Source organism: Mannheimia kashgarensis, assembly GCF_041807705.1.
Classification (GTDB): Bacteria; Pseudomonadota; Gammaproteobacteria; order Enterobacterales; family Pasteurellaceae; genus Mannheimia.
The window spans coordinates 1-20,271 of the sequence record NZ_JBGTYY010000034.1; the positions used below are offsets into that span (position 1 = coordinate 1).

Sequence of the window (20,271 nt, forward strand, 5' to 3'; positions counted from 1 at the left end):
ACCACCAAAGTGTTTTGATAATACAGTTGTGATTGCTGCTGTTAAAGTTGTTTTACCATGGTCAACGTGGCCGATTGTACCCACGTTAACGTGCGGTTTTGTACGTTCAAATTTTTCTTTAGACACTTTAATATCTTCCTAAAAAATGAGCCATAGCCCTATTGCTCTGGCTCAGGTTAAACAAATTATTTTCTACGAGCTTCAATAATAGCGTCAGCAACATTTTTCGGAGCTTCAGCATATTTTAAAGGTTCCATTGAGTATGATGCACGACCTTGAGTTTGTGAACGTAAGTCTGTTGCATAACCAAACATCTCTGAAAGTGGAACTTCAGCATTGATCTTAACAACAAACTCGTTCGCTTCTTGGCCGTTTACCATTGCGCGACGACGGCTTAAGTCACCGATTACATCACCAACGTAGTCTGGTGGAGTTTCAACTTCCACTTTCATAATTGGCTCAAGTAATACTGGGTTTGCTTTTGCGAACGCCGCTTTAAATGCTAATGATGCAGCAAGTTTAAATGCAAGCTCAGATGAGTCAACATCGTGGTATGAACCGAAGTGTAAACGAACACCTAGATCTACTACTGGGTAACCTGCTAATGGACCAGATTTAAGTTGCTCTTGGATACCTTTATCAACCGCAGGAATGTATTCACCAGGAATTACACCACCTTTGATTTCGTTCACGAATTCGTAACCAGGACCTTCCGCATCTAATGGGTATAAGTCGATCACAACGTGACCATATTGACCACGACCACCAGATTGTTTTGCGTGTTTACCTTCCACATCATTCACACGAGTGCGGATAGTTTCACGGTAAGATACTTGAGGTTTACCAATATTCGCTTCCACTTTGAATTCACGTTTCATACGGTCCACGATGATATCTAAGTGTAACTCACCCATACCAGAGATGATAGTTTCACCAGATTCTTCATCAGTGTGAACACGGAATGACGGGTCTTCTTGTGCTAAACGACCTAATGCTAAGCCCATTTTCTCTTGGTCAGCTTTAGTTTTTGGTTCTACCGCTACAGAAATTACCGGCTCTGGGAACTCCATACGCTCAAGAATGATTGGCGCATCGATTGCACATAATGTATCACCTGTACCAACATCTTTTAAGCCGATTGCAGCTGCGATATCACCCGCACGAACTTCTTTGATTTCTTCACGTTTGTTAGCGTGCATCTGAACGATACGACCAAAACGCTCACGTTTTTGTTTTACAGAGTTGTAAACTGTATCACCAGAGTTAATTACACCTGAATAAACACGGAAGAACGTTAAGTTACCTACAAATGGGTCAGTTGCAATTTTGAATGCTAATGAGGAGAACGGCTCATCATCGCTTGCGTGACGCTCACCTTCAGTTTCATCTTCATTAATACCTTTAATTGCTGGGATATCAGTTGGTGCTGGTAAGTAATCAATTACTGCATCAAGCATTGCTTGAACACCTTTATTTTTGAATGCAGAACCACAGCAAACTGGAATCACCTCACCTGCTAATACACGTTGACGTAATGCAGATTTGATCTCTTCTTCAGTTAACTCTTCACCAGAGAAGAATTTTTCCATTAATTCTTCAGATGCTTCAGCTGCTGCTTCAACTAGGTTGTTACGCCATTCTTCGCAATCTGCAACCATCTCTGCTGGAATATCTTCGTAAGTGAAAGTCATACCTTGGTCAGCTTCATTCCAGTTGATTGCTTTCATTTTGATTAAGTCAACCACTCCTTTGAAGTTGTCTTCTGAGCCGATTGGTAATTGAAGAGGAACAGAGTTACCACCTAAACGAGTTTTGATTTGCTCAACAACACGTAGGAAGTTTGCACCCGTACGGTCCATTTTATTTACGAATGCAATACGTGGTACTTCATATTTATTAGCTTGACGCCATACAGTTTCAGATTGAGGTTGTACACCACCTACAGCACAGTAAACCATTACCGCACCATCAAGAACACGCATTGAACGTTCTACTTCGATAGTAAAGTCAACGTGTCCCGGAGTATCGATAACATTGATACGGTGTTGTGGATATTGTTGTGACATACCTGACCAGAATGCAGTTGTTGCAGCAGATGTGATTGTGATACCACGCTCTTGTTCCTGTTCCATCCAGTCCATTGTTGCTGCACCATCATGAACTTCACCGATCTTATGGCTTACACCTGTATAGAAAAGGATACGTTCAGAGGTCGTTGTTTTACCCGCGTCGATGTGCGCACTGATACCGATATTACGATATCTTTCAATAGGGGTTTGACGAGCCATTTAATTATTACCTTTTTGGTTTAAATTGAAATTCTTAATAAGGGTAAGGCTTCACCACACAAGATGAAGCCTTGAAAAAGCTTACTTAAAAGATTACCAACGGAAGTGAGCAAACGCTTTGTTAGCTTCAGCCATACGGTGAACGTCTTCACGTTTCTTCACTGCTGAACCTTTATTGTCTGCTGCATCTGATAATTCGTTAGCTAAACGTAATGCCATTGATTTGTCACCACGTTTACGAGCTGCTTCTACGATCCAACGCATAGCTAAAGCGTTACGACGAGTTGGACGAACTTCTACTGGTACTTGGTAAGTAGAACCACCAACACGGCGAGATTTAACCTCAACAGTTGGACGTACGTTTTCTAATGCGATTTCGAATGCTTCTAACGCTTCTTTACCAGAACGTTGTGCTAAAGCTTCTAATGCACCGTAAACGATTTTTTCTGCAGTAGATTTTTTACCATCTACCATTAACACGTTAATAAATTTTGCAAGTAATTCTGAACCGAACTTCGGATCTGGAAGAATTTTGCGTGGTTCAATACTACGACGACGTGGCATTGGAAATTTCTCCGTATATTAAATCTTCAGGATATCCAAAACTCATCTAATCTGCCTAACGGCATCTTGACTGGAGTTTATGGTTTAAATATTAAAATTTAGACGTTTGGCCTTACTCAACGGAGATCCATTAAGCTTTAGGACGTTTAACGCCGTATTTAGAACGACCTTGTTTACGATCTTTAACGCCTGCACAGTCAAGTGCACCACGTACTGTGTGGTAACGAACACCCGGCAAGTCTTTAACACGACCACCACGGATTAATACAACACTGTGTTCTTGAAGGTTATGACCTTCACCACCGATGTATGAAGTTACTTCAAAGCCATTTGTTAAACGAATACGACATACTTTACGTAATGCTGAGTTCGGTTTTTTAGGTGTAGTAGTGTATACACGAGTACACACGCCACGTTTCTGCGGGCAAGCCTCTAATGCAGGAACGTTACTTTTTACAACCTTTTTCACACGCGGTTTGCGTACTAGCTGGTTGATAGTTGCCATTAAAAAAGCTCCAGTTAAAATTATTAAAAATAAAATTAAAATATCCTTTCACACGAAAGGACAGCAAATTCTAAATTGATTGAGGACAAAAGTCAAGTACAACCAAAAAGCAAAAGTGATTATGTGTTAATCAATGGCAGCAATTTTTCTAGCACCTGTGAAGATGTAATATTTTCCATTTTATCCGCTTTTAGATAAGTCTGATTTTGCCCATAAGCTCCGATTAACTTAGGCTCGGTTGCTCCATATAAAATCACATTGGGTTTATCTAAAGCTGCTGCCAAGTGGCTCAAGCCTGTATCAACAGAAACCACCGCTTTAGCACCTGCAATTTGCGTTGCTAATTCTGTCAATCCCATTTTAGGGAGAACCACTACATTGCTCGCTACTATTGCTAAACGCTCTGCTCGCTCTTTTTCAATTTGGTTTCCCCAAGCCAATCTCACTTCAATATTTTGCTTAGCGAGTTCTTGTATAACCTCTACCCAATATGCCTCTTTCCAATGCTTATCTGCTCGAGTTGTTGCGTGAATAAGCATAACGTAAGCGGTTATTTTTTCAGATTTTTTTGCAAAACGTTGAGCAATAGAGTAATTACCTTTCGTTTTAGGAAAAGTATAACCTAATGATTTTGCACATAATTTTCTAATACGCTCTACAGCGTGCTGTTGGTAAGGAATATCAAATTTTTCATCATAAAATAGACTACTTAGCCCTTCACGAGCTGAGTTTTTATCATAACCAAACTTTTTACCATTGGCTTGGCGAGTAACTAGCACAGCACTTTTGATAAGCCCTTGAGCATCAATAACAGCGTCATATTGCTCACTTTTTAGCTCCTGCAGGAAATTTTGCCACTCCACCCAAGTAGCACGCTTGCATAAATTTTTCCGCCAACGGCGAATAGCGACGGGAATCACTTTATTCACAGCAGAATGCCAAGTTGGAATTTCAGCAAAATTTTCTTCAACAACCCAATCTACACTCAAATTGGAAATCGCATTTTGCATATCGGTTAAGGCTGGCAAGGTATGTAACACATCACCCATTGACGAGGTTTTTACGATTAGAACTTTCATAGTTGTAAGATCATAAGCGGTCGTCTTTTGCAAGTTTTTTACCAAAAACGACCACTTGTGGTGAATTATGCTAATAATGCTTGGAGTTTTTCCATTACCATTTGTGGCTCGATATCAATCAAACTTTGATGATAACCTTCCGCCCCATCACCTTTGCGGATTTTAATTAATCCACCTTCAATTAAGCGGATAATCACCGCATTTTCAGATAACGGCGGCGTATATTGTGGGCTAGTTGGGCCGTATAGAGCAACCAATGGCTTATTAAGTGCTGCGGCAATGTGCATTAAACCTGAGTCATTGCTTACCACCGCCTTACAATCTGCGATTAAATCTACCGCTTGGTTTAAATCCGTCTGCCCTGCTAAATTCAAGCAATAGCGTTGTAGATTTTCAGGTAAAGATAAGCGAATTTGCTCGCCTGCTTCTTCATCTTTTTTCGAGCCAAATAATCGAACCGAGTAACCTTGCTCAATTAACATTTTTGCTAATGTTAAATAGTGATAATGAGGCCAACGTTTGGCAGGGCCAAATTCCGCTCCCGGACAAAATCCAATGGCAGGGCGATTTTCTGCATAACTTAGCTGTTTCTCGAATTTCGCTTTGGTTTGTTCGATTTCTTGGCTATCTGTTTGAAGATAAGGGTAAGCAATCGGTAACTGTTCTGCTTGAGGAATAGCACCTTGCTCAAAAGCTAATGCAACATAACGTTGCACCATCATTGGGTAATCATTTTTATTTGAGCGAAGATCGTTTAAGAAGAAATATCTGCTTTCGCCTTTCCAGCCACGACGTTTAGCAATTTTCGCAAAAAGCGGAATAAACGCAGATTTTAATGAATTCGGTAACACGATTGCCATATCATATTGATTTCGCAATGATTTTCCGAGTTGATAACGCTCACACAAACGGAACGAGCCGTGTCCAATCGGCATTGAAATGGCTTTTCGCACCTCTGGCATTCTAGCTAAAAGCGGACGGCACCAATCAGGTGCCATCACATCAATCTGGCAATTCGGATACTGAACTTTAAGTTGTTGATAAAGCGAGTGAGACATCATCATATCACCAACCCAAGAAGGCCCGATAACTAAAATATTCATTTGCAAAATTCTCTTAAAAACCAACCGCTTTTTATTGTTTTACACAGTTTTCAGCAAGGTTTTTTTTCGTATTATCATACAAAAAAGCTTTACCATTGCGCATTTCGTGCCAAGTCCAGCGGATATTGGTATATTTTTTACCATTTTTGGTTACTGAAGGAGAAAGTTGATGAGCTGAACCTTGAAAATTAACTATAATTGTTTCTTTTTTCGCATCATTCTTAGCAACTTTTTGACGTTCAACTTCGACTTTTTTATTATTTTTACAGAGATATAAATTAACCTCTGTCGCTTTCTCAACTTGCTTAATGACCGTTTTAGCAGGTTCTGTTGTTTTTTGTGCTTTTTCAAGTTGCTCAACAGGTGGAATAACCTCTGTTGCACAAGCTACTAGCACTATTGCTGATGCTGATAAGACTATAAATTTATAGGATTTATAAAATAAGTTCATATACATCTCCTAAAAAAACAAAGAGCAACGCTTGTAGCGTTGCCCTTCCTTTCATTATTATTTAAAAGTATAGCTACCGTTTGCTTGGCGGGTAAATGTACCACCTGAGCCAATGCTCATTTCAACTACACGGTTATTTTTATCTAAACGAACAGTTACTCGTTCGCCCACTTTTAAATTGCTCACAACGTTATTTACTTTATTCATTGCATTAACGTCAGAGATATTTAAATTGTTATCACGGAATACCTGCATTAATGATACCCCTTTTGGTACAGTCATCGTTTTAGTCGATACCGCTGCCGAAGCAGTATTTGTTTTAGCTACTTCAGCTTTAGCTGGTGCTTTTTCTGCTGGTTTAGCTACTACTTTTTTTGCAGGTTCTTTTTGTGGCTGTGGTGCCACTTTAGGCTGTTGTTTTGGTGCAGTTTCAGGTTGGAATACCACGCTGCCTTCTGTTTTTGGCTTAATTACCGGTTGTGCAACCACAGGCTTATTCTCAACTGGGGTTTGTGCTACCTGTGACTGATTAGTTTGCACTTGGGTAGAAACAGGTTGTTCAGTTTGACTTGGTGCTACCGATGTTATTGCTTGTACCGGCTGCTGAGTCTCTTGAGCTTGCTGAGTTGCTTGAGCCTGCTCCTGAGCTTTAGCTGCAGCTTCTTGTTCTGCACGAGCTTGTTCTTCCGCTCGTTTTGCTTCCGCTTCATCTACAGGGCGGAATTCAATTGGTAGGCTACCCCCTTGTTGCGATTGTAACTCTTCCACTGTTTCAGGTGTACTTGGTTTTAATAAGAAAAATAGCACTAATAATGCTAAGCCTAATAGCGCAACTAATAATAAACGACGAGTTTTAGGTGGCATTTTAGCTTTAATATCTTTTGTTTTTGTAGCAGCAACCGTGGCTCCAGCGGCAGTTGTTGCTGCATTTGGAATAATACGCTCAGTTGTAAAACCTTCTTGAGCAGGTTTTATAACTTTTGGCTCTACTCTCTCTGCATTCTCTGAGCTAGGTGTAAATTGAAATCCTTTTGCTGAGTTAGCTGTAGATACATCTGCTGTTTTATCTTCTACTGTCGCATCAGGTCTTTTCATAATTGGCGTAAATGTGTGTCCAGGTGCTTTTGTAGAATGTAAAGAAACATAAGGTTTATCGTTATGTTGTGATTCTACCTCGGTTGTCTCTACCTTTTCATTTTCTTGACTGTTGTTTTCTTGGCTAGGAGTTGTTAAAGGTTCGCCAAAAACAGGCTCTTTACGAAAGTTATTTTGTGTCATATTTTTCCAAAAAATAATAGGGGGTTAATTCATATAAAAATAACCGCTATTCTAAATCAATTCACTATTTATTTGAATTTATTTGAATAACTTTACACAAATAGCGGTCATTTTTCATAAATTTTTTGCAAATCATCATAATCTCGCTTAATTTCAGACCAAATGCAAGGCAATAAGTTTAGCTTTTTTCTATTTTTTCGATCTGTGTCGAAAATTTTAATTTTGCTGCTTGAGATAAATACCCTTCGCTTTTAAGCTCATCGCAAATTTACTCAACCAGAAGGAAAATATTATGAAAAAGATGAAAACGCTCGCATTAGGTCTATTAATCGGCTTGAATACCTTAGCTTTTGCTCAAACCCCACCACAAGTTGAGCAAAATAACACGGTTCAAACTGAGCAAAAGATAGAACCAATGAACACCAATGTGGTCAATATCAACACAGCAAGTACTGCTGAATTGCAAGATAAATTAGTCGGTATTGGCGAAAAAAAAGCTCAAGCTATTGTAGATTACCGCACAAAAAACGGGAATTTTAAAAGCATTGAGCAACTTGCCGAAGTTTCTGGCATTGGGCAAGCAACGGTAGAAAAAAATCGAGCTAATATTGTTTTAGAGTAGTAAAAATATTGTTGAAGTGGATAAACTACAAAGCCCCTATCTGTTTTTCTTTGTAGCCACTTCAACATCTTGTTAATTTTTTTCGCTCTTTGTATTGCATTTGCTATATTTGCCCCCATTTAAAAACGGACTTCAGTTTTTAATCAAAAAAGGAAAACGCAATGCAATTAAAATCATACCCGACTCCAACTTATTTACAGCGTGTAAAAATCGCTCTACACTACTTATTGCCACAATTAGCAATTACCAGAGTGGCAGGTTGGTTAGCGGAACAAAAATGGGGAGCTGTTACTCATTTTATTATTAAATTATTTGCCAAGCAGTACAAAGTCAATTTATCTGAAGCAGTAAAAACCGAGCCTTCAGATTACGCCACTTTCAATGAGTTTTTTATTCGTGAATTAAAAGAAGGTACTCGCCCAATTAATAATGATTTAAATACTGTTTGCCTGCCAGCAGACGGCAAAGTAAGCGAATCAGGCGAAATTTCTGATAACCGCTTATTACAAGCAAAAGGTCATCATTTTACGTTAGAGACCTTATTGGTCAATGATGAAGAAATGGTGGCAAAATTTAAAGATGGTACCTTTATTACCACTTATTTATCGCCAACAGATTACCACCGTGTGCATATGCCGTGCGATGCTACATTACGCAAAATGATTTATGTACCGGGCGAATTATATTCGGTTAATCCATTTTTAGCAGAACACGTTCCAAACTTATTTGCCCGCAACGAACGTGTGATTTGTGAATTTGATACTGCATTCGGGCCGATGGTACAAATTTTAGTGGGTGCAACGGTTACGGCAAGTATGAGTACGGTTTGGGCAGGTGTTATCAATCCACCACGAGCTGATGAAGTTGTCGTTTGGAACTACGAAACCGAAGGCGAAAAAGCAATTAAATTACAAAAAGGCGAAGAAATGGGAGCTTTCCGTTTAGGCTCAACTGTAATCAACCTTTTCCCGAAAGGTAAAGTTCACCTCAACCCAGCACTTATTGCAGGTACAAAAACCCGAATGGGTGAAGAATTAGGCAAAGTAATTACTCACTAACCTAATCAAATTCCTTGCTACATTAAATTAAAGGGCAGATCTGATCTGCCCTTTATTTATTACCAGTCAATAATTTTATTCACAATGTCTTGCTGCTCTGTGCTGGTTTTACGCAAATAGATCCTTGTGGTTTCTATACTCTCGTGTCCCATTAAATCTGCAAGGAATGCGATATCATTAAAGCGTTCTAAGAAACTTTTTGCAAAGCGATGGCGAAATGAGTGAGGGTAAACAATTTTAGGATCTAATTTATAGCGTCTAGCAAATACTTTTAATTGGCTAGCAATGCCACGAGTGGTAATTCTATCGCCATATTTGTTAAGGAAAATAAATCCATTCTGTTTATTCGTTAATCTTAGCCATTCTAAACATTCCTGTTGTAATGCAGTTGGGATATAAATTCGTCTTAATTTGCCCCCTTTAGAGTAGAGATCTAAGTAGCCAATTTTGATATGTTCGCACTTGATTTGGATAAGCTCACTTACCCTTGCACCTGTGGCAGCCATAAATCTAATCACAAAATACCAATAAAACTCCCTATCTTCTTTCAAACACTGTTTAAAGTAGGCGTAATCCGCCTCACTAATTACATTTTCTAAAAATGGTTTTTGTTGAACTTTAATAAAAGATAATTTCCACTTCTCTTTTTTAAGAAACTCCAGATAGTAATTTATTGCTCTCAGCCTTAAATTAACCGTCTGCGGTTTATAGTTTTCAATTAAGAACACTTTATACCGCTGTAAATTAATTTTGGACAACTCAGAAAACTTTTTGTGATACTGCTTTATAGCAAAAATATAAGCTGTTTGAGTATTCTCAGCAAGATTAGATTGATAGAGGTGTTTTTCAAATAAAATAAACATATTGATTTCCTTATTGTTGGTTGAAAATCAATATAATAATTATAGATCTACGGGTTACTATATTTTACCTTAATCATATTGATACCATATTAATAATGGCTATAACCCAATCATCTAAACCATTCCAATAAATAAGACCTATTGTTTCACTAAGTATTTCATTTATGATATTGTGCATCAAATTTATCGACAAATAAGGATAGATAATGAAACTACAACAAATTATCCAAGAAAATCATTTAGCATTGCTGTTTCAACAAGGCAATTTTGGTTTAGAGAAAGAAAGCCAACGTGTTGATGCCAATGGAAACATCGTTACTACTCCACACCCTGCCGCATTTGGCAATCGTTCCTACCACCCTTATATCCAAACCGATTTTGCAGAAAGCCAGTTAGAACTTATCACACCTCCGAATGCGAAGTTGGAAGATAGTTTCCGTTGGCTATCGGCAATACACGAGGTAGTTTTACGCTCTTTGCCGAAAGATGAATACATTTTCCCTCTCAGTATGCCTGCAGGTTTACCGCCTGAAGATCAAATTCAGGAAGCACAGTTGGATAACCCTGATGATGTGAATTACCGCAAACATCTTTCTGCTAATTATGGGAAATATAAACAGATGGTAAGCGGCATTCACTACAACTTCCAACTTTCTCCTGAATTTGTCGAAAAAGCCTTTGAGCTGCAAACAGAACATCGTGATTTGAAATCCTTCCAGAGCGCCCTTTATATGAAGTTGGCAAATAACTTCTTGCGTTATCAATGGATTTTGCTCTACTTATTTGCCGCCACGCCAACGGTGGAATCGCAATATTTTTACGGAAAATCACCGCTTGCAGAGGGGCAATTAGTGCGTAGTTTACGCTCTAGCCCTTATGGTTATGTCAATTCAGAAGACGTGGTAGTAAACCACGATAGTTTAGAAAGCTATGTGGAAACCCTTGAAGCTCAAGTGGCAAAAGGGCTACTGATTGCCGAAAAAGAATTTTACTCCAATGTGCGTTTGCGTGGCGGTAAGAAAGCCCGTGATTTATTGGAAAAAGGTGTGCAATACACCGAGTTCCGCCTATTCGATCTCAATCCATTTGCACCTTATGGTATTGAATTAAGTGATGCGAAATTTATCCACTATTTCTTGCTTGGTATGCTTTGGTTGGAAGAAACAAGCGGTCAAAAAGAGGTAGAAATTGGCAAACAGAAACTTTACCAAGTCGCACTTGAAGATCCCAGAACTGAAACCACCTTCCGTACTGAAGGAGAAGCCACCTTAAATCACATTTTAGCGATGCTTGAAGCGTTAGGAACAAGCGAAGAGAATCTAGAGCTCGTGCGTGAAAAAATCGCTCAGTTTGCCGATCTCACAAAAACCATTAATGGACGCTTACTTAAAGCCATCGATCAATTCGGTAGCTATAAAGCACTAGGTGCAAAACTCGCTCAAGATTATAAAGATCAAGCGTTTGATCGTTTTTATGCCCTGTCTGCTTTTGACAATATGGAGCTTTCTACTCAGGCGTTATTCTTTGATTTAATCCAACAAGGAATTGGGGTGGAATTGCTCGATGAAAACGATCAATTTCTCGCCCTGAAATTTGGCAATCATTTGGAATATGTAAAAAATGGTAATATGACCAGCCACGATCAATACATTTCGCCATTGATTATGGAAAATAACGTGGTAACGAAAAAAGTACTGGCAAAAGCAGGTTTCAATGTGCCAAAAAGTGTCGAATTTACCACACTTGAAGAGGCAGTCGCTCACTATCCGCTGTTTGAGGGCAAGGCTGTGGTGATCAAGCCGAAATCCACCAACTACGGATTAGGCATCACGATTTTCCAACAAGCGGTCAAAAATCGGGAAGATTTTGCAAAAGCGGTAGAAATTGCGTTCCGTGAAGACAAAGAAGTGATGGTGGAAGATTATTTGACTGGCACCGAATACCGCTTCTTTGTGTTAGGCAGTGAAACCCTTGCCGTGCTTCTGCGTGTGCCTGCTAATGTAGTCGGAGATGGCGTTCATACCATTAAAGAATTGGTTGAAATGAAAAATGACGATCCACTCAGAGGCGATGGCTCTCGCAGCCCTCTTAAAAAAATCACCTTAGGCGAAATCGAACAGTTACAACTAAAAGAGCAAGGCTTAACTGTCGATGCTGTGCCTGAGAGAGGTCAAACCGTGCAACTGCGTGCCAATTCTAATATCAGCACAGGGGGCGATTCGATTGATATGACTGACCACATGCACGAAAGCTATAAACAAATTGCTGCCAGCATTGCTCGTAATATGGGAGCGAAAGTGTGTGGCGTGGATTTAATTATTCCCGATCTCCACTCAAGCTGCCGAGCCAAATTTAAGCTCTTGGGGAGTGATTGAGGCAAACTTCAATCCAATGATGATGCATATTTTCCCCTATCAAGGAAAATCTCGCCGTCTAACCAAAGCAGTGATTAAAATGTTATTTCCAGAAATAAATCATTAAAATTTATGCTTATTCTGTTTATATTATGAGGAACCACTGATGATCAATGGCTTTTCTTTATCACTCAAATTAAATTTTCTTTCATACAATAGCACTCCAAATAAAGAATGTTAGTCTAATTTATAGACAAAAAATAGCGTAATATGCGATATAGATCACACTTCTGTAATTATTACATTGTGTGAAATAATTATCATATTAAAATCACACCCCGATTAATAACTTAAAATATCTCTATAGGAGTAATATATGAGTATTGCTATTATCGTAGCAACCCATGGTGTCGCTGCAGAGCAACTTCTCAAGACAACAGAAATGTTGATTGGCGAGCAAGAAGATGTCGCCTACATTGATTTTGTTCCTGGTGAAAATGCAGAAACTATTATGGGGAAATATCAATTATTGGTTGATGGCCCATTGTCACATTGTGATCAAGTACTGTTTCTTGTAGATATGTGGGGAGGAAGCCCTTTCAATGCAGCTAACAGATTCCAAGATGGAAAATCTGGTATGGATGTTGTTGCTGGAGTGAATATCCCTATGTTAGTCAATACCTGTATGGCCAGAGATGATGTTGAATCATTAGAAGAACTTGTTGAAGTCGCATTAGAGGCAGGCACAACAGGTATTCGTTCTTTAAACCATCAACCTGAGGTTGCTCAAGCAACTACAGCATCTCCAGAACAAGAAACATCTGTTACCCAACAACCTGAAATTGTCGATGATGGTCGCCGGATGACGATTGCTCTTGCCCGTATTGATGATCGTTTAATTCACGGTCAAGTCGCAACGGTCTGGACAAAAGAAAGCAAGGTAAATCGTATTATTGTCGTCAATGAGGAGGTTGCAAAAGACAGCATTCGCACGACAATGTTAAAAAGTGTAGCGCCACTTGGTGTTACGGCACACGTTGTTGATGTACCTAAAATGATTCGTGTCTATAACAATACTGAATACGCCGATGATAGAGTGATGCTGCTTTTCACTAACCCTAGCGATGTGTTAGCACTGATTGAAGGAGGCATTCCTCTTAATTCAATTAATGTAGGGGGGATCTCACATAAAGAAGGAAAACAAATGATCAGCCATACTGTTGCCGTTGATCAGAAAGATATTGAGGCTTTCAAAGCGATGGACGCTAAAGGTGTCGAGTTGGAAGTACGCAAAGTATCAAGTGATAGCCGTCAATATATGATGGATTTATTGAAAAAACATAATTTAATCTAAAGGAAATCAATATGGAACTCTCAGCATTACAAATTGTGCTTTTATTCCTCGTTGCCTGTATCTCTGGTATGGGTTCAATTCTAGATGAATGGCAAACTCACCGTCCATTAATTGCTTGTACTATGATAGGTGCAGTGTTAGGTGATGTGACGACTGGTATCATCGTGGGTGGTTCATTAGAGCTATTAGCATTAGGTTGGATGAATATCGGTGCGGCAGTTGCACCTGATGCAGCCCTTGCCTCTATCGTTTCAACTATCCTTGTTATCGTCGGTCGCCAAGATATTTCAACAGGTATTGCTATTGCAATCCCGCTTGCTGCTGCAGGTCAAGTACTAACTTATATTGTGCGAGCTATCACAGTTGGCTTCCAACACGCAGCAGATAAATCAATAGAAGATGGTAACTTAAACCGTCTAGATTGGCTACATCGTGGTGCTTTACTCCTACAAGCAATGCGTATTGCTATTCCTGCGTTAATTGTTGCCTTAACGGCAGGTACAGATGCTGTACAAACAATGTTAAATGCTATTCCAGAAGTGGTAACAACAGGACTTAAAATTGCTGGTGGCTTTATTGCGGTTGTTGGTTATGCGATGGTGATTAATATGATGCGTGCAGGTCATTTAATGCCGTTCTTTTTTGCGGGTTTTGTGATTGCTGGATTTACCAATTTCAACCTTGTAGCACTCGGCGTATTAGGTACTGTAATCGCGATGGTCTATATCCATATGCATCCAAAATACAATAAAAGCCAGCAAGTCGTAGTAACTTCGGCACAAAAAAATGATTTAGACAACCGTTTAGACTAAGAGGGCATTCAATATGACAACCGAAATCAAAAAAGTAACAAAAAGCGATTTGAATGCCGTTGTACGTCGTTCAAACTTATTTCAAGGATCGTGGAACTTTGAACGTATGCAGGCTTTAGGCTTTGCTTATGCTATGGTTCCTGTTATCAAACGTTTATATCCTGATCCAAATGACCCAGGCCGTAAAGAAGCAATTAAACGCCATTCTGAATTCTTTAATACTCAGCCATTTGTCGGAGCTCCGATTTTAGGCGTAACGATTGCGATGGAAGAAGAGCGTGCAAACGGCAAAGAGATCGACAATGCCGCAATTAATGGAATTAAAGTCGGTCTGATGGGGCCCCTAGCTGGTGTAGGTGACCCAATCTTCTGGGGAACCGTTCGCCCAGTCTTCGCAGCATTAGGTGCAGGTTTAGCATTAAAAGGCGAGCTTTTAGGTCCAATTTTATTCTTTGTCTTATTCAATCTTGTCCGTTTAGCCACTCGCTATTATGGCGTTGTTTATGGTTATAAAAAAGGATTAGATGTTGTACAAGATATGAGCGGAGGCCTATTACAAAAATTAACCGAAGGTGCATCCATTTTAGGTCTGTTTATTATGGGAGCATTAGTCCAAAAATGGACTAGTATCAATGTTCCTCTTGTACTTTCTACTATTCAAAAACAAGATGGCACCACTGAAATCACCACGGTACAAAGCATTTTAGATAGTTTAATGCCAGGTTTATTACCATTACTACTTACTTTTGCTTGTATGTGGCTACTTCGTCATCGTGTTAATGCAATTTGGATTATCTTAGGATTCTTTGTCATTGGTATTTTAGGTGCTGCAACAGGTGCATTAGCTTAAAACCGATATGTAAAATCTCTCTCAAAAATGACCGCTTGAACGTTCAAGCGGTTTTTTATAGCTTCTCTACTTATCTTTTACCTAGAATTATGACAAATACTATTCTTTTTCTCTTTATCTTACTTAGCTTACTTTTTGCTGTTTACGACCAAATCCTAATGGATAGACTTAAAGGACCAACAAAACTCACTATCATACTTAAAAAACAAAAAACCATTGATACTTGGCTATTAATAGGCTTAATCATATTATCGATTGGTTATGGCGTTCAAAACCAAGTTTCAGCATTTACACTCTATCTGCTTAGCACTTGTGTTATTTTAGCCGTCTATTTAGCATTTTTTCGTTCACCACGTCTTTTATTAAAGCAAGAGGGTTTCTTCTTTGCGAATATTTACTTTAATTACGCTAAAATTTATCAAATAAATATTGCAGAGATAAACACAAATGAAAAAGTACTAGTAATTGATTTACACGGAGGAAGAAGGCTACTTGCCCAGCCTGAAAACGAAGAAGATCTTCAATCTGTCGTTAATTTTTTCGAGAAATAAAAAACAAAATATAACGGCTTTATCAATAAAAAGATCAAGCGGTTATTTTTCCCAACAATTTTGCAAATTCTTAAAGAAAAACAACCGCTTGTAAAATACTAATTAAATTATGCTTTCACGTCTGCCGCTGCTTTTACAATTACCGCAAATGCAGGTGCTTTAAGTGAAGCACCGCCGACTAATGCACCATCAATATCTGGCTGAGCAAATAATTCTGCTGCATTAGCCTCATTTACTGAGCCACCGTATTGAATAATCACTTGATCTGCAACTGCTTGTGATTTCGCCGCAATGTGATCACGAATGAATTTATGTACTGCTTGAGCTTGTGCTGGAGTGGCTGATTTACCTGTACCGATTGCCCAAACTGGCTCGTAAGCAATTACTGCACCGTTAAAGGCTTCAACGCCGTGTGCGTTGATTACTGCATCAATTTGTCTTGCACAGACTTCTTCTGTTTTGCCCGCTTCGTTTTCGGCTTCAGTTTCACCGATACATAACACCGGCACTAGGCCTGCGTCTTGTAATACTTTGAATTTTTGTGCGATAAATTCATCGCTCTCTTTGTGGTAAGTACGACGCTCTGAATGCCCAATAATGATATATTTCGCACCAAACTCTTTTAACATTTCAGGGGAAATATCGCCTGTGAAAGCCCCTTTTACATTTACATCAACGTTTTGTGAACCTAACGTAATTAAGCCTTTGTCGCTACAACCACAGCCACAACCTGCCAATGATGCTTCAGCATAAGCCAAATACATTACTGGCGGGGCAATAGCCACATCACAGCCTTCAACGCCGTGTAATTCTGCTTTTAAATCTGCAATTAAGGTTTTAGTAAACGCTTTATCGCCATTTAATTTCCAGTTACCCATTACTAGTGGACGACGTGCCATATTGTTTCTCCTATAAGTTAAATTAAGTATCAACTGGTGTGAACTATACCAAATTTTATTAGTTTAATCATTTTTTATGTCATTTTTCCTAAAATTTCCTCTAAAAGCATAACTTGCTTTAACTCTTATTTTACAAAGTCTATAATACCCAACTTTGACGATATAAACGAGAAAATATATTACTTATGAAAAAAGCGTTCACTCTCTCATTTTTAGCCACTACATTAGCGTCTATTCTTCCCCTTTCAACATACGCCGCTATTGTGCGTGGCGATGTAGATTATCAATACTTTCGCGATCTCGCTGAAAACAAAGGAAAATTTTTTGTTGGTGCGACTAATATTCCTGTACTGAATAACAAAGATCAGCAAATTGGCACATTCTTAAATGTAACGCCTAAAAAACTTATTGAAATTGAGCCACCTCGTTTTGATGTTAGACTCTGTTTTAGTAGCAATCCTCCACCGCAGTGCAATGGAGAAGAGCCTCCTCGCTATAAAGAAGTTATACTTGATCCAGTTGAAATTCCAATGATCGATTTCTCATCAATTAACCGTACATTGGGATTTGCCACCTTAGTAAACCCACAATATGTTATCAGTGTTAATCATAATCAAAGTTATAACTCCGTACAATTTGGCGATTCAAGTAGCAATAAGCTAGACGATCACCATTACGATTATCGGTTAGTAAAACGCAATAACTACCGGCCAGATCCTGCTAAACTCAAAGCGGATAAAGGTAAAAATGGTGAATCTCGTGAACGAAATGATAATGGTGAAAAAATCATTTATGATATATCCAATAACCCCACTAATCGCTGGGATTATCACGCACCTCGCCTAGCTAAACTCGTTACCGAAGTCGTGCCTGCAAAACAGATCGAGCCTGAAAATGGTCAGAGTCTTTATGACTATTACGAGCAGTTTGGCGACCGCACCTTATTCCCTATGTTTATTCGTGCGGGTTCAGGCAAACAAGCTATAGTTAATAACATTACAGATCGTTTAAATAAGGGACGTATTGAGGTAGGTAGCGGTACATTTTTAATTGGTGGAAGTGTACTCCCTGTAAGTAGCGATACTGATAACGGCTTAAGCAAAATTTTAGTTGCTTTATCAAATAAAACAAATGATGTATTCCAAGATCACGGCTATGGTCCATTAACAACTATTGGCTTACCTGGTGATAGTGGCTCTGCAATCTGGGGATACAACCTTAAGAAAAAAGAATGGGTGGTACTGGGCGTTTATAGTGATTATTTCTCTGAAGGGAATATTCCTGGCGGAGATGTATTTAAATCTTACTGGAACTATCATCACCCACACTACGTTCGTGCATTAGAAAAAGAAAATACTGCAGGTACCATCACAACAACTGGAGCAACACTTACTTGGAAGCCACAAGGCAATAGTAGCACCATTTCAGATGGCACGACTTCTCTTAAAGTAGATTTAGCCGATACTGCACTGCCTACATTGAAAGGACATAACGGCAATACAAACGATAATCCTTGGAACCCACAATTACACCACGGTAAAACATTCCATATCAACGGTGAAAATAACACCTTCATTTTAACTGGTGATGTTAACCAAGGAGCGGGGGCTATCCATATTCATAGTAACGCTACATTTCAAGGAGAAACCGATAATATCTCTTGGCTAGGTGCTGGCTTAGATATTGATAAAGATAAAACCGTTACCTGGAAACTTCACAATCCAAATGGAGACCGCCTATCCAAAATTGGTAAAGGTACCTTACTCGTTAACGGCAAAGGGAAAAACCCAGGTTCAATCAGTGTTGGAGATGGCACGCTCATTCTCGATCAACAAGCGGGTGAAAATGGCGAAAAATCTGCATTTTCTGAAGTGGGAATTGTAAGTGGTCGCCCAACAGTCATACTTAATAGTGCTAATCAAGTCAATCCTAACAATATCTATTTTGGTTATCGTGGCGGTAAATTAGATTTAAATGGACATAGCATTATTATGCACCGTATTCAAAATTCAGATGACGGTGCAGTTATTGTGAATAATAATGCTCAAAAAGCAGCAAAGTTACACTTAACAGGCATCGCTAGCCCAACGGCTGAACAGGTAAAAGTCACGGCAATTTCACGCCCAGATCAAATATCGCCAAATATGGCAACAACCGATATTTTTGCCTTCCAGCGTTTACCAAATCAACCGACCAATTATATTCGTTTGAAAAAACCATTAACGGTGAAACAAATCACAGAAATTTTTAATGCCCACAAACTTTTTGTTGACATTGACATCCGTACAGGGTTAATCAGGGATAACGAATTCTTTGAAACATTAGGTACAAATGAAGATTTAGCTAAAAATAAAGTACTTGCTGAAAAAGTAAAATCAGCTGAAGGCTCCGTTCTCCCATATAGTGGTTACTTTGGCGAACGTGATGCCAATAACAAGGGTATATTAGATGTCATTGTTAATACTGAAGTTGCAAATGGAAAATTACTCATCACAGGTGGCACAAATCTTAACGGTAATTTAATTGCTGAAGGTACAAGCGAGATCATTTTATCTGGTCGCCCAACACCACACGCTTACGATCACCTAAAGAAGCAAGAAGTCATTGTGGAAGGAGATTGGCTCAATCGTAAATTTAGTGCTACAACTTTTACGGCTAAAGATAATGGAAAAATTGAAGTTTCTCGCAACGTATCAAATGTAACAGGTCACTTTAATTTAGCTAATAATGCTACTGCCCAAATAGGATTTAGCCAAAGCAAATCACAACAATGTATTCGCTCTGATAGAAATGGTATGACTACCTGTAATGTTGCGACGCTTTCCAATGCCGATTTAAATAGCTGGGAAAGAACAATCGTCAATGGTAATGCAACATTAAATGATAATTCAACTTTCCACCTAGGCAGTAAAGCCACAATGTCTGGTTCAATTACAGCGGAAGAAACAACCCATTTACAGCTTGATAATGGAAGTGTTCTAAATCTCACAGGCATAAGCAAAACAGGCCATTTTACTGCCGATACAGGCTCAACAGTAAATCTAAGTAGTACGTTAACAATACTCACATCAACCGTATTAGATGTTTTAAATATGGCAAGTGGAACCTTAGAGCTACGCGGTACGTTAACAGCTAATACCTTATCTGGTAATGGTGTATTTAAATTCACAACCGATTTGGCTCAAACTACAAGTAACGTTGTGAAAATTATTGGCTCTGCAAGCGGTCAATTTACTGCTGAAATTTCCCCAATAAAGGAGGCAAATTCTCTAGACAAAATTAAATTATTAGAAATAAGCGGTGAAAATAACTTTTCTCTAACACTAAAAGAGCCAATGGAATCTGGTGAATATACATACGACTTAGAAAAGGTAGGAATGGCATACTATCTAAAACCAACAAAAAGGGAAGAGCCAAAAATCACACAAAAAGGTGAAAGCGTTACTGCTGACCCTCTACCTGAATACACTGGTTTGGTAGAAATTACAAAAAAAGGTGAAAGCGTCACCGCCGATCCTCTGCCTGAATACACTGGTTTGGTAGAAATTACAAAAAAAGGTGAAAGCGTCACCGCCGATCCTCTACCTGAATATACAGGTTTGGTAGAAATTACAAAAAAAGGCGAAAGCGTCACCGCTGA

At 39.0% G+C, this 20,271-nt stretch carries 17 protein-coding genes and 1 pseudogene; 8 read left to right on the forward strand and 10 right to left on the reverse strand.

From position 1 onward, the window contains the following. The 8 genes from ACERCF_RS10940 to ACERCF_RS10975 form a co-directional block, all read right to left on the reverse strand. Positions 1 to 126 (reverse strand): GTP-binding protein (locus ACERCF_RS10940; protein ID WP_239991795.1); only part of this gene is annotated, 126 nt, incomplete at its 3' end. 59 nt (positions 127 to 185) lie between these two features. Further along, entirely contained in the window at positions 186 to 2,288 is a 2,103-nt protein-coding gene (gene fusA, locus ACERCF_RS10945; protein ID WP_373611992.1) for an elongation factor G, read from the reverse strand. 93 nt (positions 2,289 to 2,381) lie between these two features. Next, positions 2,382 to 2,852, reverse strand: a complete 471-nt coding sequence (rpsG, locus tag ACERCF_RS10950; RefSeq protein WP_159629043.1) for a 30S ribosomal protein S7 — start codon at positions 2,850 to 2,852, stop codon at positions 2,382 to 2,384. A 130-nt stretch (positions 2,853 to 2,982) separates the two neighbouring features. Beyond that, positions 2,983 to 3,357 carry a 30S ribosomal protein S12 gene (gene rpsL, locus ACERCF_RS10955; RefSeq protein ID WP_005543325.1) on the reverse strand — a complete coding sequence of 125 codons (375 nt, stop codon included), beginning with the start codon at positions 3,355 to 3,357 and terminating at the stop codon, positions 2,983 to 2,985. A 119-nt stretch (positions 3,358 to 3,476) separates the two neighbouring features. Then, the gene (rfaC, locus tag ACERCF_RS10960; protein ID WP_373625586.1) at positions 3,477 to 4,436 is read right to left on the reverse strand and encodes a lipopolysaccharide heptosyltransferase RfaC; all 960 of its coding nucleotides are present in this window, start codon (positions 4,434 to 4,436) and stop codon (positions 3,477 to 3,479) included. Positions 4,437 to 4,501: 65 nt separating this feature from the next. After that, positions 4,502 to 5,539: a lipopolysaccharide heptosyltransferase II gene (gene waaF, locus ACERCF_RS10965; protein WP_373611990.1), complete on the reverse strand. Its 1,038-nt coding sequence runs from the start codon at positions 5,537 to 5,539 to the stop codon at positions 4,502 to 4,504. Positions 5,540 to 5,570: 31 nt separating this feature from the next. Continuing rightward, the gene (locus ACERCF_RS10970) at positions 5,571 to 5,990 is read right to left on the reverse strand and encodes an MliC family protein (RefSeq protein WP_373611989.1); all 420 of its coding nucleotides are present in this window, start codon (positions 5,988 to 5,990) and stop codon (positions 5,571 to 5,573) included. 57 nt (positions 5,991 to 6,047) lie between these two features. Then, positions 6,048 to 7,268: a LysM-like peptidoglycan-binding domain-containing protein gene (locus ACERCF_RS10975; RefSeq protein ID WP_373611988.1), complete on the reverse strand. Its 1,221-nt coding sequence runs from the start codon at positions 7,266 to 7,268 to the stop codon at positions 6,048 to 6,050. Positions 7,269 to 7,560: 292 nt separating this feature from the next. On the opposite strand from ACERCF_RS10975, the gene ACERCF_RS10980 reads away from it, so the two are divergent. Beyond that, the gene (locus ACERCF_RS10980; RefSeq protein ID WP_373611987.1) at positions 7,561 to 7,890 is read left to right on the forward strand and encodes a ComEA family DNA-binding protein; all 330 of its coding nucleotides are present in this window, start codon (positions 7,561 to 7,563) and stop codon (positions 7,888 to 7,890) included. A gap of 161 nt (positions 7,891 to 8,051) precedes the next feature. Then, a complete protein-coding gene (gene asd, locus ACERCF_RS10985) occupies positions 8,052 to 8,948 on the forward strand; it encodes an archaetidylserine decarboxylase (protein ID WP_373625587.1) in 897 nt (298 codons plus the stop codon). Positions 8,949 to 9,007: 59 nt separating this feature from the next. Here the strand turns inward: asd and ACERCF_RS10990 are convergent, their stop codons facing one another. Next, on the reverse strand, positions 9,008 to 9,811 hold the full coding sequence (locus ACERCF_RS10990; RefSeq protein WP_373611984.1) for a tyrosine-type recombinase/integrase: 804 nt from the start codon (positions 9,809 to 9,811) through the stop codon (positions 9,008 to 9,010). A gap of 206 nt (positions 9,812 to 10,017) precedes the next feature. On the opposite strand from ACERCF_RS10990, the pseudogene gshAB reads away from it, so the two are divergent. The 5 genes and pseudogenes from gshAB to ACERCF_RS11015 all read left to right on the forward strand — a co-directional run bounded on the left by gshAB (position 10,018) and on the right by ACERCF_RS11015 (position 15,732). Further along, positions 10,018 to 12,292 (forward strand): annotated as a pseudogene (gene gshAB, locus ACERCF_RS10995) (bifunctional glutamate--cysteine ligase GshA/glutathione synthetase GshB). Positions 12,293 to 12,541: 249 nt separating this feature from the next. Next, on the forward strand, positions 12,542 to 13,519 hold the full coding sequence (manX, locus tag ACERCF_RS11000; RefSeq protein ID WP_373625588.1) for a PTS mannose transporter subunit IIAB: 978 nt from the start codon (positions 12,542 to 12,544) through the stop codon (positions 13,517 to 13,519). A gap of 11 nt (positions 13,520 to 13,530) precedes the next feature. After that, positions 13,531 to 14,331, forward strand: a complete 801-nt coding sequence (locus ACERCF_RS11005) for a PTS mannose/fructose/sorbose transporter subunit IIC (RefSeq protein WP_159629033.1) — start codon at positions 13,531 to 13,533, stop codon at positions 14,329 to 14,331. Positions 14,332 to 14,344: 13 nt separating this feature from the next. Beyond that, positions 14,345 to 15,181 carry a PTS mannose transporter subunit IID gene (locus ACERCF_RS11010; protein WP_159629032.1) on the forward strand — a complete coding sequence of 279 codons (837 nt, stop codon included), beginning with the start codon at positions 14,345 to 14,347 and terminating at the stop codon, positions 15,179 to 15,181. 89 nt (positions 15,182 to 15,270) lie between these two features. Further along, entirely contained in the window at positions 15,271 to 15,732 is a 462-nt protein-coding gene (locus tag ACERCF_RS11015; RefSeq protein ID WP_373625589.1) for a DUF986 family protein, read from the forward strand. 107 nt (positions 15,733 to 15,839) lie between these two features. Here the strand turns inward: ACERCF_RS11015 and tpiA are convergent, their stop codons facing one another. Continuing rightward, positions 15,840 to 16,631 (reverse strand): triose-phosphate isomerase, encoded by a 792-nt coding sequence (gene tpiA / locus ACERCF_RS11020; protein WP_373625590.1) that lies wholly within the window; start codon positions 16,629 to 16,631, stop codon positions 15,840 to 15,842. Between the two features lie 185 nt (positions 16,632 to 16,816). Here tpiA and ACERCF_RS11025 point away from each other — a divergent pair. Continuing rightward, the coding region (locus ACERCF_RS11025) for a S6 family peptidase (RefSeq protein WP_373625592.1) at positions 16,817 to 20,271 on the forward strand (3,455 nt) is incomplete at its 3' end.

Excerpts from the sequence above, each read along its gene's own strand:
- fusA (WP_373611992.1), bottom strand. The coding sequence starts at position 2,288 with ATGGCTCGTCAAACCCCTATTGAAAGATATCGTAATATCGGTATCAGT.
- rpsG (WP_159629043.1), bottom strand. The coding sequence starts at position 2,852 with ATGCCACGTCGTCGTAGTATTGAACCACGCAAAATTCTTCCAGATCCG.
- rpsL (WP_005543325.1), bottom strand. The coding sequence starts at position 3,357 with ATGGCAACTATCAACCAGCTAGTACGCAAACCGCGTGTGAAAAAGGTT.
- rfaC (WP_373625586.1), bottom strand. The coding sequence starts at position 4,436 with ATGAAAGTTCTAATCGTAAAAACCTCGTCAATGGGTGATGTGTTACAT.
- waaF (WP_373611990.1), bottom strand. The coding sequence starts at position 5,539 with ATGAATATTTTAGTTATCGGGCCTTCTTGGGTTGGTGATATGATGATG.
- ACERCF_RS10970 (WP_373611989.1), bottom strand. The coding sequence starts at position 5,990 with ATGAACTTATTTTATAAATCCTATAAATTTATAGTCTTATCAGCATCA.
- ACERCF_RS10975 (WP_373611988.1), bottom strand. The coding sequence starts at position 7,268 with ATGACACAAAATAACTTTCGTAAAGAGCCTGTTTTTGGCGAACCTTTA.
- ACERCF_RS10980 (WP_373611987.1), top strand. The coding sequence starts at position 7,561 with ATGAAAAAGATGAAAACGCTCGCATTAGGTCTATTAATCGGCTTGAAT.
- asd (WP_373625587.1), top strand. The coding sequence starts at position 8,052 with ATGCAATTAAAATCATACCCGACTCCAACTTATTTACAGCGTGTAAAA.
- ACERCF_RS10990 (WP_373611984.1), bottom strand. The coding sequence starts at position 9,811 with ATGTTTATTTTATTTGAAAAACACCTCTATCAATCTAATCTTGCTGAG.
- manX (WP_373625588.1), top strand. The coding sequence starts at position 12,542 with ATGAGTATTGCTATTATCGTAGCAACCCATGGTGTCGCTGCAGAGCAA.
- ACERCF_RS11005 (WP_159629033.1), top strand. The coding sequence starts at position 13,531 with ATGGAACTCTCAGCATTACAAATTGTGCTTTTATTCCTCGTTGCCTGT.
- ACERCF_RS11010 (WP_159629032.1), top strand. The coding sequence starts at position 14,345 with ATGACAACCGAAATCAAAAAAGTAACAAAAAGCGATTTGAATGCCGTT.
- ACERCF_RS11015 (WP_373625589.1), top strand. The coding sequence starts at position 15,271 with ATGACAAATACTATTCTTTTTCTCTTTATCTTACTTAGCTTACTTTTT.
- tpiA (WP_373625590.1), bottom strand. The coding sequence starts at position 16,631 with ATGGCACGTCGTCCACTAGTAATGGGTAACTGGAAATTAAATGGCGAT.